This is a genomic window from Exiguobacterium sp. s101, assembly GCF_018617835.1.
Taxonomy (GTDB): domain Bacteria; phylum Bacillota; class Bacilli; order Exiguobacteriales; family Exiguobacteriaceae; genus Exiguobacterium; species Exiguobacterium marinum.
The window spans coordinates 17557-31329 of the sequence record NZ_JACSKX010000003.1 but is presented as its reverse complement, the minus strand read 5'-3'; the positions used below and the strand labels follow the sequence as shown (position 1 = coordinate 31329).

Genomic DNA, 13773 nt, shown 5'->3' with positions numbered 1-13773 from the left:
TCAACAAAATTGAATGTGAATTTGCACATAAGAAAAGAGCGATGCCATCTAGCTGACATCGCTCGCCATGTATTCTCATTTATTTGGTCGACACGGTCACGATTTCCTGTAAATCAAGCGAATAAATCAAGGTCCGCTCGACACGAATATCCCAAATCGTTTCAATAGCCTCTCGATACAGTTGCAATTGAATTGCATAGCGATCCCGCAATCGATTATGTGCCTCTTCACGAGACTCAGATAAATGGACAACGGCATCTGATTTATAGTCCAAAAGGACGTAAGAGGTCCCATCAAAATACAGACAGTCGATAATCCCTTGAATCAATACATGTTCATCCGTGAACTGTCCATTCGGATTGACTCGCTCGGCCGGTACCGTGTAGGTGAATGGCAACTCTCGCCATGCGGTTCCCCGCTCGATTGCACCGGCGAGCGATTGCCCGACTTCCGTTTGGAAAAATGCCTCAACATCAGGGAGTGCGAGGCGTGCCGTCTCGGCCTCGACTGGACTGAGCATCCCTTGCATCTCCCACCGATTGATTTGATCGACAATCGGTTGGCTTGGGTCCGCTAATTGGAAAATCAAGTGTAACGTCGTCCCTCGTTCGGCACCGGTCTGTTTGACTTGACGCCATTTTGGTTCTCGGTAAGGCGTATCGACCGGTCTGACCGGGTCTTCAAAGGCGGCTTGTTCAAGTTGCATCGCCCGTTTCAATTCGGTCACTGTTTGTTTCGCTGCCGTGCGCACCGCATCTTGAGAAGGGTATGCGTAGTTCAAAGCCTGATGGACGGTACGTATCGTCACTTCTTCGTTTTGAATCGGGAAATCGATTGCTTCAAATCTTTGGACATGATGCAGTTGAGCCATCATTTCTTGCAGTGTCGCAATCTCCGCAAGATCCGCTTCTCCAATCACACGGTAGATCCATGAGGTTGATTCATCGAACGTAGACGGAACCGTGAATCCAAATGATTCAATAAAAGACGTTGCACTAGGTAAACGTAAGAGCGCCGGAGCAATCCAGTCCAAGTACGTTTTCGCCTCTCGTCTCGCCTCACTAGCCAACAGCTCCCCGGATTGTTCGACCTGGAGCCACTGTTGGAGATGTTTGACCGGTTCCCCTACCGTTCCGACTAGGATCAGTTTTTCTTTCGCCCGCGTCAAAGCGACGTAAAGAACACGCATCTCTTCTGCTTTCATCGTCGCGTCTAAATCTCGTCGAATCATCTCTTTCACAAATGTTTCCGACTTTGTACGCGTCACCACATCGATTGCATCCAGTGAAATCCCGTAATGCTTGTGGAAAATGACACGTTGCATTTGATCACGTTTATTGAATTGTTTTCCGAGCTGAGTGACGATCGTCACCGGGAACTCGAGACCTTTCGATTTATGGACGGTCATGATGCGAACGACGTTCTCCTCGTCACCAAGTGACCGTGCCTCTGACAAGTCCTCACCGGTATCCTGCAGACGGTCCATCACGCGTAAGAAGCGATAAAGGCCACGATAGCCACTACGTTCATAGGAGAGGGCGCGGTCATAGAGCGCCTTCAAGTTTTCTTGCCGTCCTTTTCCTCCAGGCAATCCACCTGAAAAGTCATAAAACCCGGTATCATTGAATAACTGTTGAATCAATTCAGACAGACTATGGTTTCGCGCATAGGTGCGCCAACGGGATAGTCGGTCGAGCATCTCTCCACATTTCACCCCAAGCTCATCATCGTCATCTGCCTTTGCTTTGAGTGCCTCATAGAATGAATCGTCGGATTCGAGTCGGATTCGTGCCAACTCACCGTCATCGAAACGGAACATCGGTGAACGAAGCGCACCTGCGAGAGGGATGTCTTGTAGCGGGTTGTCAATCACTTTCAAGAGGGCAAGAATCATACGGATCTCAGTCGCTTGAAAATATCCACCATCCGAATCGGTGTAAGCCGGGATGTTGTACTGTGTCAAAATATCCATCAACTGCTCGACTCGTTCTTTTTTCGAACGCACGAGAATCACGATGTCTCGATACTCACAGTTTCGAAGTTGTCCGGTCTCTTCATCCGTCACCTTGAACGGTTCTTCTCCCGATACGAGTTCTAAGATTCGGGTTGCGATCGCCCGACCTTCTACCTCTTGCTTCGATAACTCACGACTCTCCCCGTCGACCAAAATGAATTCTGGGTCCGCTGGAATCGGTTCATACTCACGTCCCGGTACAAGTTGTGCTGCCTCGTCATATGCAATTTCGCCGACCTCTTCATCCATGAGCTGAACGAACAAGTCATTGATCCCGTGGAGGACTTCTCTGCGACTACGGAAGTTTTGAGAAAGGTCGATTCGTTTCCCTGTACCCGCTTGTTTAAAGCGCGTCGCCTTATCGATGAAAAGACCCGGTTCTGCATGGCGGAATCGATAAATCGATTGTTTGATGTCGCCCACCATGAATAAGTTCCCGACTTCCTCTCGTTCATTTGCGACCAGATTGATGATCGTTTCTTGAATCTCGTTCGTATCTTGGTATTCATCAACGAGTACCTCAGCGAATCGTTCTTTATAAAGCGCAGCGACATCGGACGGTCCCCCATCTTGTCGTAAAATGGCGAGCGCATAATGTTCCAAGTCACTGAAGTCAACGAAAGCCCGTTCACGCTTTGCTTGCTCATATGCTTGACCGAATGTACGGACGGTTCGAACGAGTGTTTCAACGAGAGGTTGTTGCATCGAGACACTCTCTAATAAGTCCGCCCCACTGACACGCGCCTGCTCGACCACTGTCGTCAATTTTTTCTTCGCCTGGTCGTACGCTGGTTTGAGGACCTCGTGGTAAATCTGGTGCTCCTCTTTTTTTGGAACAGCCTTCATCGTTCCAAACTTCATCGCACGAGCCGCCGTCTCGAGTTCACTCCAGATAATTGTCTCCCCTTCAAGTTGTTCAAACGGAAAAATCGCCTGACGAACATTGTCCGATTGTGGTTCATAACCGGCGACCCGAAGCTCCGCTTCAAGCTTCCGAAGTTCCCGTACCGCCTTTTCGATATCTTGCCACAACATTTGACCAAATTCGATTAAAATCGCCTCTTCGTCAGGGTCATCTCCGAACGTATACATAGATACGAGATTATCTAAATAGGCGTCTGGATTTGGGAGCGTACGCGCATAGTGGTACATTCCGAGAATCAAGTCCTCGATTTCGCTATCACCGCGATCTGACGTATACGCATCGACAAGAGAAAAGAAATCGGTATCTTGTTTCCCGTACTCCTCTTCAAGCACCTCTTCTAATACGTCGTCCTGCAACAGGACGAGGTCACGTTCTTCCGCAATCTTGAACGCCGGGTCTAAGTCTAATAGATAGTAATTCTCGCGAATCACTTCTAAACAAAATGAGTGGATGGTCGTGATGAGCGCCCGGTTCAACATCTGCCGTTGCTTCCGGACGTATTCATTCGTCGGGTCGTCGCGTAACGCCTCTTCAAGCGCCTTTGCGATGCGTCGTTTCATCTCTGCAGCCGCTGCATTCGTAAACGTGACGACGAGCATTCGGTCTGCCGTGAGCTCATCCGTCTCGTCAAGCAATCGGCTAGATAACCGCTCGACAAGGACCGCGGTCTTACCAGAACCTGCCGCAGCCGAAACGAGCACATGGCTTCCCCTCGCTTCGATCGCGGCGAACTGATCATTCGTCCATTTCACGGTCATCGCCTCCTAACTCCTGGAATACTTCTTCTTTCTCGAGCTTCTTCAATTTACGAGGCTCATTCGAGAGTGCCTCGTCAAAGTGACAAACACTTTGGTACGGACATGTCTGACAGGGCCGCCGCTCTTTATACTCATACGGTTCTACATCAATTTTGCCGTCATACATCTCCTCTGCACTCGTTTTGACGACGTCGAACGCATGGTCCATCAACTGCTCAAGTTGAGGGGGCGTCACAATTTTCTTCAAGGTGTTGGCGTCAGGCGTACCATCTTTTTTATATTTGACCGGAATGACAATTGATTTTTTGGATGAGCCTTTCGCCGAGCGGTCCATCATCTCTAAAATTTCCGGGTCATCTACTAATAGCCCTTGCATCTGATACGACTCCAATACTTTTTGACGCGTTTCTTCTTCAGAACTAGCAGGTGGAACGAGTGGTCGGTGCACGTGGAAATAGAGCGCCGCAGCAGGTGCGACGTTCTCTTTTGTCCACACCTCTGCCTGCTCAATCAATACCTTCAAATAGATGAGCATCTGCATCGCCAGACCGTAGTATATTTCAGCGAAATCAACTTCACGTTTACTCGACTTATAGTCGATGATTCGAACGTAAAGCTGGTCGTGGATCATCGCTGTATCGACACGATCGATTCGACCGACTAGTTCACATGTCGTCCCATTTGACAATGTAAATGATACGGGTGGAAATTGTCCGCTCCCGAATGCAAGTTCAAATGCTTGTGGGTCAAAGCCATCTCGTTTCGACTGTTCAATCAACACTTCTGCAGTCTTACTGACGACGTCTGTCAATTTTTTTTTCAAATACGCGTATCGGTTCGAACTCATTAAAATGGCGTGCTGAATCTCTGGGGTCACGAGCTCGACCGCCTGCTCCGCTAAATGGGAGCACTCGTCAGGAGTGACATCTCGCCATTCCTTTCCGTCCATCTTCACCGTCTGCGACATATGTTCGATGGTCCGGTGATACAGATTCCCGATATCCGGGGCCTCGAGTCGATACAACCGTCGTTCCTTCAGACGCAAGCCATAACTTGCGAAATGTTTGAACGGACAAGCTTGGAATGTCTCGAGACGTGAGACACTCGCTCGAATCGATGGCGTGTACAATGATTGTGCGACGTGGTCATCTAGCGATTTTGGTATATTTTGATAGAACAAGGCGCTCGTCAAAAGTTGCAAGCGTTCACGTCCAACCGGGTGCTTCAACAGCTCGTTATAGACGCCAAACCACATATCTTGAATCGGATAATGACGACTTAAACGCTGAAGCTCCAGTGCCGTGACGGCTGCCGTCTGATTCACGTTCGTCAAGAAGGCGAATTGATCACGTGGTCGGTGCTCACCTGCTTCAGCAAAATGAGTCTTGATGACGTTTTGGTGAAGTCGCGCCTTCAAGTCAGCGATAAACCGCGCCGGCTGAACGGCTTTCCCCGTTCTGTCGACTAGTGCGTAGCTAATGTATAAACGCTCGCTCGGTGCCGTCACCGCTTTATATAAGTAATACGTTTCATCATCGAATAAGTGCTCCGTCGCCTTCCCGGCACGTAGTCCATTCTCATGCATGAAATCTAAGTCATGGTCGGTCAACAGCTTGGACTGTGTCGTGACGAGAGGGATTTGATCTTCATTCGCTCCGAGTAGGAACACAACTTTTTTATCAATTAATCGCCCACGAACATAGTCCGTCACAGTCAATTGGTCAAGCGAAGGTGGGATCAAGGCATAGCGGAGACTATCCAGACCTGTATCCATCATTTGAAGAAACAGGTCTGTAGACAACGTTTCTTCTGGAGCTGCTGCTTCTAACTGCTCAAGTAAATGTAACACCGCGTCCCAAACTTGAGTATGTTCACGTGCCTCGATTAATTGTGCTTCTTCAATCGCCTCATCGCGCCAATGGGCCAGACAGTCCGATACGCCGACACGTTCTAAAAAGGCAAACATGGCGTGCGTATAAGCTTGCATTGTCTTCGCTTGCTTTAATTCTGAAAGCAATGGATCAAATGTATCGATGACTCGTGCTCGGTAACGGTTCAAGTCTGCCTCGACGTCTAGCTCTTCGCTCGTGAGTCGTGCCTCTTCGCCCATACGACGACGCAACTGCCATTCGTCGTGCCAGTGATAGTGCTTGATTCCTCGCTCAATCACGAACGCTTCGAGACGATCGACGGACGTACGGCGATGTGTCTGGTCAAGGACGACGAGTTCCGTCTTCAGTGCCCGAAAGACGGGTTCCTCCCGATAGCCGCGTAAAGCAATGTCGATTGCCGCCTTTAACAGCTCGACGAGAGGATGGTCAAGCATCGGTTGCCGTTCATCAAGGAAGTACGGCAGCCCCATCTTTTGTAACGCTTGTGCTGCCAAATCTCCGTATTCCTCAAGAGAACGTGAGACAAGAGCGATGTCTCGGTAACGATATCCTTCTTCACGAGTGAGTCGAATGACTTCACGAACGGCCGCCTCCACCTCGACGGTCCGGTCGACTGCGGCATGTAGATCAATCCGATTCTCTGAACCAGTGTAAGGTTCTGCAGTCAATTGATCGAATGTGGCCTCCAGATAACGGAGACTCGGATGCGTGTAACGATAGACGGTATCATACAGCTCGTCTCGAGAAGGGATCTGTCGTTCTGTCAACAGTTCTTTGAAACGCATGAGCGTCCGTTGTGTCGGGCCAAACAATGGATCGAGACGATACATCGAAACAGGATCAAGTGTAAGCAACACATCGACATTCACTTTTTCCGCAAGTGCGACAAGGACTGCCAATTCCTGCTCCGAAAATTCATTGAACCCGTCCACATAGACACGTACACCCGTCAAATCCGTTTCCGGCAGGATCTGCAACATGACGTTGAAATAATCTTCCGCATGGAGTGCCTTGCCTTCCGTCATCTTTAAAAATCCTTCGTAAATGATGGAAAGGTCCTGTAACTTCAAAGCACGGTGCTGCGCCTGTTCACTTAACCGCAACAAGTGCTCCGGTTCCACAAGCCCATGCTTCAACATGGAAATCAATTGATTCAATTCTTCGTAAAAGCCGAACTGATTCATCGTACGCCGGAACAAGGTCAATCTTTCCTCGCTCATCTCGACGACCCTCCGCAACAATAAATGAGTTCCGGTTTGATCTAAAAATTGATCTGTCGCGACGCCGGCATCTCGCATCATCAAGAAAGCGAGACGACGCATCGAAAGAACTTGAATACGAGTCGAACCACGAAGATCGTCTACCATTGCCATCTTCTTTTCCATTTCAAACGACATTTGATCCGGCACGATCATATAAATCGTCGGTCCGCTCGGGTTTTGCTTCAGTTCCTGAATGACCTCATCGATCATCTGCTCACTTTTTCCCGTTCCCGATCGACCAACGTGAAAGGTTACTGTCATTTTAGCGAACACTCCTTCCCTTTTTTCTTCATTATGAACCATCTCTCCTCATTTGTAGAGGGAAACCTCCCTTGAACCTTAGTCAAAAAAGTCATAACCTTCATCATTCCCATTTTTGCCCGAAATCGATTAGACTGAACGTATGAGGGGGAATATATGTGAGTGCCTATGAACAATTTGGAGGCGAACGCGGTGTTCAACAACTTGTCGACGCGTTTTATGACCTCGTCTATGCCGACCCGATTTTACTGCCGCTCTTTCCTGAAGACAAAGACCGGGTCAAACAACATCAATTTGAATTTTTAACACAGCTGCTCGGTGGTCCAAAATTATATTCAGAGCGCCGTGGCGGTGGGAATTTAGCTATGATTCATCATGAACATCCGATTTCTGAGACGCACGCCGGTCATTGGCTTGGTTGCATGGAGCAAGCACTCAAGACCGTAGATGCCCCGGAATCGATCAAGCGCCAGCTGTTTCAACGATTGATCATGTCATCTTCGAATGTTGTTCGAGTTTGCTCGCATCATTTTGAGTAGTCACAACTATAAAAAGTGGGTATGATAGGAAAGTAAGTAAAGGAGGTCGGTTTCATATGACAGAAGAAGAAAAAAAAGAAGTCGTTTCATCTGAAGAAGAGGAAACGGAAGAAAAAGAAGAAACGGTAGTCCTCGCTGATGCACTAGAAGGAGCAGCCGAAGCAGCAGATGCTGAAGAGGATGAGGACGATGATGAGAAACAGCCGGAAGAGAAGAACATGGACCACATCAAAGGCGTCTTCAACTACGACCACGAAAATGGCCGTGAATATCGTGTCGTCTTTTACAACGATCGCAAAAACTTAGTGTTCCGTGAACTTGGAAACGGCAAAGTCGAATTTGTCGGCCGCTTCTCGGACGATGCATACGATGAAGAGAATGAAGAAGAAATGCGTGAACTCGGGCAACGTGAACTCGAGCGCATCCTCGCTGAACGCTTTAAATAAAAAAATCGCCGAATTTTCGGCGATTTTTTTATTTCTTCTTATTTCGTTTCTTTTTACGAAGCGCATAAGCGACACCGGCGATTCCACCGACGACCGCGAGTCCAGCAACGACCGGAACGAGGACACGTTTCGTAGGAATCATCTCTTTCACACGTTCGTATGGCGTCGGTGTGGAGAACTCTAACTGTACGGCAGTGTCTCCGTGTCCGTTCGCTCGAGCGTTACGAGACGCATCCGTCACGACCACGCGTCCCGTCGTCCAACGCCGATTGCCGTATTCGTCCACGTACGGACGACGTACTCGCTTTACATCGCGTACCATCTTTCCACGTGCACGATCGGGTCTAACGACACGCTCACTTGACCATGAGCGGCTCCCAGTCACACTGTACGCTGGTCGTACTTTGCGGCGATTGAGCCAAGTATATGAATCGTTCATCTTCAATTCCCTCCCATACTGTTCAAAACCTCTCTTCTAATTATACCCATACAACATCGCACAAAACATGTGACAAATGGTTCAAAAAAAGATGTGACACCATACGGCATCACATCTTCAAGCTAAATCATTCTGTAAATGGTTTGTCCTTATGACGACGTTTCGCCAAAATCAGGTAATAAGCCGGGACAAGCACCAAGGTTAACACAGTCGAGAATAGAATCCCTGACACGATTCCGATCGCAAGCGGTTTGAAGAGCGGATCGTCACCTAATGCGACAGGTAAAAGGGCGACGACTGCGGTGAGCGCTGTCAAGAGAATCGGACGAATCCGAGCACGTCCTGCTTCGTATACAGCGGTCGTGACCGGTAAGCCTTCACGAATACGCTGTTCGATAAACTCGAACAAGACGACCGCGTTTCGTACAACGATTCCCGCAAGTGATACCATCCCCATCGATGCCATGAAACTGAATGGCGTCTGTGTCACGAACAATCCGACGACAGCTCCAGCAATCGCGAGATAGATGGTGAACAAGACGAGTAATGGTAGTGAGAGTGAGTTGAACTGGAATGCGATAATCAAGTAAATCAAGAACAGGACGACAACAAACAATGTCGCAAGCTCTAAGAAGAACTCATTTTGCGTATCACTCGCTCCGGTCTGGTCAAATGTGATTCCTTCATCGTCTAACCCAGACTTCGCATCTTCCAACACTTGCTCGACATCTTGCTTGAACGCATCCTCGTCCATACCCTCACTCGCATAAATTTGGAGTGTGACCGAACGTTCCCCGTTCTCGCGAGGAATCTGTTGAATTTGTTCCGTTGTCGTCTCCGTCACAAACGTGCTGAGTGGAGCAACGGGTGGACCTGCTTCTGTTTCAATAGGAACTAAAATCTCGTCAAGGGCGAGTGCTTCGCGGTTCGCCTCAGCATCGATGACGATTTTCACGTCACGTTGTTCCACCCCGTCATCGAATGTACCAATCGGAACCCCGTCTGTGACGAGACGAATTTGGTCACTGATTGTTTTGGCCGTCACGCCGGCCTGTGCCATTTCCTCACGATTCAATTCGTATGTGAGTGTTTGGAACGGTTCTTTAATATTATCGAGGACAATCGCCCCATCAATTTCTTCCAAGTCGGCCTTCACTTGGTCACGTGCAGCCACGAGCTGATCAATCGTTTCACTTCGCATCGTGAATTCGACAGGTGCCGACGCAGGAGGTCCTTGCTGTTGCGTGTCTAAGAAGATTTCGGCATCAGGATATTCTTCACGCAACTCGTTCGTATATTGATCAATCAATTCGATAGCATCGATTGAATCATTATCGACACGTACGATGACTTGTCCTGAGTTTTCACCGGACTGTTCGAGTCCTCCCGTGAATAGACCAGGAAGTCCACCTCCCGCAAAGATGGATGTCTCGACGACACCTTCCTCCTCTTGGAACCTCGCTTCGATTTCTTCAAGACGTGCTTCTGTTTCTTCTAAAGTCGTTTGTACCGGGAACGTCACACTCGTCACGACTTCTGGACGGTTTGCTGCCGGGAAGAACTCGAACGGCGTGAGTAAAATCAATCCATATAAAGCTGTCGTAATGACAAATCCTACAATCCCAAACGTCCATGGACGTTTCGCTACACTCGGTAAGAGGCGGTCGGCATAGAAATTACTGAGTCGGTTGAGCGGTCCACCGAGCCAACCCGGTTCACGTTTCGACACTTTCACTTCTTTACGGTTCAAGCGATACTGTGCAATCGGCACGAGCGTCAAACTGATGACCATCGATGCTAGAACAGAGAGCGCAAGGACAGTCGGTAAGGCACGAATGAAGTTTCCGTTCGCTCCAGACAGCAAAGTGAGCGGGAGGAATGCGAAAACAACTGCAAGTGTTGACGTGACAATCGAGCCCCATACTTCTTTCGTTCCACGGACCGCCCCGACCATCGCAGAATCTCCGCTTCGATATCTCCTTAAAATATTGTCGTTGACGACAATCGCATCATCGACCAAGATTCCCAAGGCGATGATTGCCCCGATAATCGAGATTTGGTTTAAATCAACCCCAGTAAACTGTAATGGAATCAAGGCGATCAAAAATGACAACGGAATTGCCAGACTGACGATAATTGAGCCAGAGAACGTGAGACCAATCGTTGTCACGGCAATGACGGCGATGATGGCGATAATGAATTCACGTGTCAATGAAGAGAAGATTGCATCGACCGCTTTCGCCTGCTCATAATATGGAACGAGATCAAACCCGTCTAAATCACCGAGTCCATCCTCGACCACATCGTTGACACGATCTTGCATCGTCGGAATATCCAACCCTGATTCAATCGGAACTGTGATCGAAACAGCCGGCTTTCCGTCTACAGAAACGAGATCGGTTACAGCTTCTGCTGTCTCTTCGACCGTTCCGACATCTTCTAGTAAGACCGCTTCTCCGTTGAATGACCCAACGATCACTTGCTCCATGTCGTCTACATTCGTCAAGTTGTCAATCGCTAGTTGGTAGATGCCTTCATCGGTCGATTGACGACCGAGCGGTGTCGTTTTGTATTCTTCGTTGATGGCCGTCAAGACATCCGGGAAGGCAAGCTGACGTGAACTCAGCTCTTCAGAGTCGAGTGACACAACGTATTCCTGCTCTGGTAACCCCTTGATGGTGACTCCTGTCACGCCATCTGTTCGAAGAAGTTTCGATTCTAATTGTTCGATGTCTGATCGTACATCCTCGAATGATGAACGATCATCTGCTGTCAATAAGTACGATGCGACCGGCAACTGACCGAGCGAGTCATTGACCGTTGGCGCGAGCGCGTTCTCCGGAAGTTTAGGTGTCGCATCCGACAAGGCTTGTCGGACGTTCGCCTGAAACTCCGCTTGGTCGGTCCCGTCCGCATATTCGACCGTGATGTTTGAGAACTCCGAAGCCGAGATCGACGTCACATTCTCTACACCCTCTAGACTACGCAGTTCTTCCTCTAATACACCGGTAACATTTCGTTCAACTGCTTCTGCTGTCGCACCAGAATATGGCGTTTGAACGAGCACGATATTGATTCCCGTTTCTGGGATCTCTCGCTTAGGCAGCTGGAAGAACGTCAGCACACCTACAACGATTGCGACGAGAAGAAACACGATGACTAGTTTCCCTCGCTCAATCATTTTTTCAAAAAACATAAAAACCCCTCGCTTTCGGAAGATGTGCAAATACACATATGATATCTCTTCTTCATCATAGAGGGGTTCTTCATTGAATTCAATCCTTAAGCGTGCTGCAATGTGCTGTCATGGAAACGTTTTTGAAACGCGTACGATAATTCGATTGACCGTTGTTTCTGTCTCGACACCGTATGGTCGGAAACTTGAACTTTAACCGACTCGCCCGTCAGAAATTGAATGAGCGTCTGTTTTCCGTCTTTCTTGATGGCCGTCACGTGCTGAAAATTGATCCATGCACAGTCTGGACTTTCCTTTGCAATCGTCGGAAAGAAAACCGCGTCCGCGTGCCAATCCATCACGACAGGTGTCTTTCGATGCGGGCCGAGCACATGTCGAGCTGCTTCAATCCGACCTTGAATGCTCGATCCGTAGTACAAACACGCATGTTCAAGATTGTCGATTGGTGACCCTTTCACTCGCATCACACCTTCAGGTTGATACACAAGTGTCTCCGCTTCTCCAAACTCGTTAAATACAGGAATTAAAGCTCTCGTTTCATTGGTCAATCTACTCATCTTTTCATCCCCCATAACGTATGTAATGACTTACATGTCATTCATACCAGGATTTTGTCCGTCCCGCAAATCGGCTTTCGTCTATTTCCCATGAAAAAACCAGCCGTTTCTTGGCTGGTTTTGAAAATCAAACGTCAGATTTTAAAAGATGGTTCGGTTTGAGTCTTGGAAAGTAAAATCGTACTGCTGTTCCGTCTCCTGTATTTCGTAGGGAGACCTCCCCTGTGTGAAGTGTCACAATTCGTTGCACGATGAACAAACCTAGCCCGAACTTCCCTTGTTTCCCACGAGAAAATTGATGGAACAAATCCAAGCTCTCATCAACCGGTGGTCCGTCGTTAAAGATGGTGATTTCCACACCGACATCATCTTGATGTAGGTCAATCCGGATGCATGATTCCGCATAGCGGAGTGCATTGTCGAGCACGTTCTCGAACGCAACCCGAATCTGTTCACCATCGCCAAGCATCTCGCCGCCTTCACCATTGATTTCCCAGTCGAGCTGACCTCTTAGCTTAAAGCGCGCGACAAGTAGTTCCATCAACTTATCGAGATTGATTGGTTCGAGTTTTGTCTCCTGCCCTTTGAAATATTCAAGTTTCGTGACGTATAACAAATCGATGACTTTCTTTTCGAGTCGAGATGCTTCCTCGTCTATAACCTCGGCAGAGCCTTTCAAGTCCCCCGTCGGATAGATGCCGTCCCCAATTGACTGGGCATAACCACGAATGACCATAATTGGCGTTTTTAAATCATGTGATATGTTTTGAAGCAACGCCTGTTGTGCCAGGTCTTGCTCTTTCAATTCTTTCCGCATGGCATCAATCGAATGGGCCAATTGGCCAAGCTCATCTTGACGATCTAACGGGAGAGCCGTCTCCCACTGTCGATTTGAAATCTTCTCAACGGCTCGTTCCATCTCCACAATCGGTTTCGTCAATTGACGTGACATCCATAATGCCGGAATAAGTGATAACAGGCTGATGATGCCAATCAGAATCGATATTCGCCAATATAACGTCGACACCAGCTCCCGACGATAGGCATCCCAGGCGTAGGAGGCCTGATACACAATCGTTCCATCATATTCATTTTGACGAATGATGTAATAGACGTCTTCCCCATCAATCGTCGTCTGATACCGCTCGACTTGTCCACTTTGGTTCAACGCTTCCTGGTACATGCGGTTCGTCAATTCAAGCGGCGCCGACCCATAGATGATTCGTCCGTTCGGGAGAAAAATCAATTGGTTGACCGAACGGGATTCCTGTTGCCGCCGGTCGTACTCGATCGGGTTTTGGGGATAGTTCTCTAACTCGTTCGTATTGCCTAAATAGTAGTCCACATCTCGTAACGTCTCATATACCTGTTCATCGATAAACTGAGTGATAGATGAGCGGATCGTAATCAAAATCATGAGCGCAAGCGTCACGATAATGAGTAAGATGAGCACCCAAATCTTCCACATGAGTCGCTTTGGCTTG

8 protein-coding genes are annotated in these 13773 nt (G+C 48.4%); 2 read left to right on the top strand and 6 right to left on the bottom strand.

The features are described from left to right. Nucleotides 1-79: 79 nt before the first annotated feature. Nucleotides 80-3697 (bottom strand): helicase-exonuclease AddAB subunit AddA, encoded by a 3618-nt coding sequence (gene addA, locus KNO76_RS03695; protein WP_214882682.1) that lies wholly within the window; start codon nucleotides 3695-3697, stop codon nucleotides 80-82. Next, the gene (addB, locus tag KNO76_RS03690; protein WP_214882680.1) at nucleotides 3675-7112 is read right to left on the bottom strand and encodes a helicase-exonuclease AddAB subunit AddB; all 3438 of its coding nucleotides are present in this window, start codon (nucleotides 7110-7112) and stop codon (nucleotides 3675-3677) included. Before addB ends, addA begins: the two co-directional genes overlap by 23 nt. Nucleotides 7113-7270: 158 nt before the next feature. Here addB and KNO76_RS03685 point away from each other — a divergent pair, with 158 nt between their 5' ends. Both KNO76_RS03685 and KNO76_RS03680 read left to right on the top strand, forming a co-directional pair. Further along, nucleotides 7271-7651: a truncated hemoglobin gene (locus KNO76_RS03685; protein ID WP_051545992.1), complete on the top strand. Its 381-nt coding sequence runs from the start codon at nucleotides 7271-7273 to the stop codon at nucleotides 7649-7651. Nucleotides 7652-7707: 56 nt separating this feature from the next. Then, nucleotides 7708-8097, top strand: a complete 390-nt coding sequence (locus tag KNO76_RS03680; protein ID WP_026826652.1) for a hypothetical protein — start codon at nucleotides 7708-7710, stop codon at nucleotides 8095-8097. 28 nt (nucleotides 8098-8125) lie between these two features. Here the strand turns inward: KNO76_RS03680 and KNO76_RS03675 are convergent, their stop codons facing one another. The 4 genes from KNO76_RS03675 to KNO76_RS03660 all read right to left on the bottom strand — a co-directional run bounded on the left by KNO76_RS03675 (nucleotide 8126) and on the right by KNO76_RS03660 (nucleotide 13742). Beyond that, nucleotides 8126-8536, bottom strand: a complete 411-nt coding sequence (locus KNO76_RS03675; protein ID WP_026826653.1) for a hypothetical protein — start codon at nucleotides 8534-8536, stop codon at nucleotides 8126-8128. Nucleotides 8537-8663: 127 nt separating this feature from the next. After that, nucleotides 8664-11732, bottom strand: a complete 3069-nt coding sequence (locus tag KNO76_RS03670; RefSeq protein WP_214882677.1) for an efflux RND transporter permease subunit — start codon at nucleotides 11730-11732, stop codon at nucleotides 8664-8666. Between the two features lie 86 nt (nucleotides 11733-11818). Further along, nucleotides 11819-12289, bottom strand: a complete 471-nt coding sequence (locus KNO76_RS03665; RefSeq protein ID WP_026826655.1) for a competence protein ComK — start codon at nucleotides 12287-12289, stop codon at nucleotides 11819-11821. Nucleotides 12290-12416: 127 nt separating this feature from the next. After that, nucleotides 12417-13742: a HAMP domain-containing sensor histidine kinase gene (locus KNO76_RS03660; protein ID WP_353047869.1), complete on the bottom strand. Its 1326-nt coding sequence runs from the start codon at nucleotides 13740-13742 to the stop codon at nucleotides 12417-12419. Between the last annotated feature and the right edge of the window lie 31 nt (nucleotides 13743-13773).

What these genes read in the sequence shown, in the direction of transcription:
- KNO76_RS03675 (WP_026826653.1), bottom strand. Translation starts at nt 8,536, where the DNA reads ATGAACGATTCATATACTTGGCTCAATCGCCGCAAAGTACGACCAGCG.
- addB (WP_214882680.1), bottom strand. Translation starts at nt 7,112, where the DNA reads ATGACAGTAACCTTTCACGTTGGTCGATCGGGAACGGGAAAAAGTGAG.
- KNO76_RS03665 (WP_026826655.1), bottom strand. Translation starts at nt 12,289, where the DNA reads ATGAGTAGATTGACCAATGAAACGAGAGCTTTAATTCCTGTATTTAAC.
- KNO76_RS03680 (WP_026826652.1), top strand. Translation starts at nt 7,708, where the DNA reads ATGACAGAAGAAGAAAAAAAAGAAGTCGTTTCATCTGAAGAAGAGGAA.
- KNO76_RS03670 (WP_214882677.1), bottom strand. Translation starts at nt 11,732, where the DNA reads ATGTTTTTTGAAAAAATGATTGAGCGAGGGAAACTAGTCATCGTGTTT.
- addA (WP_214882682.1), bottom strand. Translation starts at nt 3,697, where the DNA reads ATGACCGTGAAATGGACGAATGATCAGTTCGCCGCGATCGAAGCGAGG.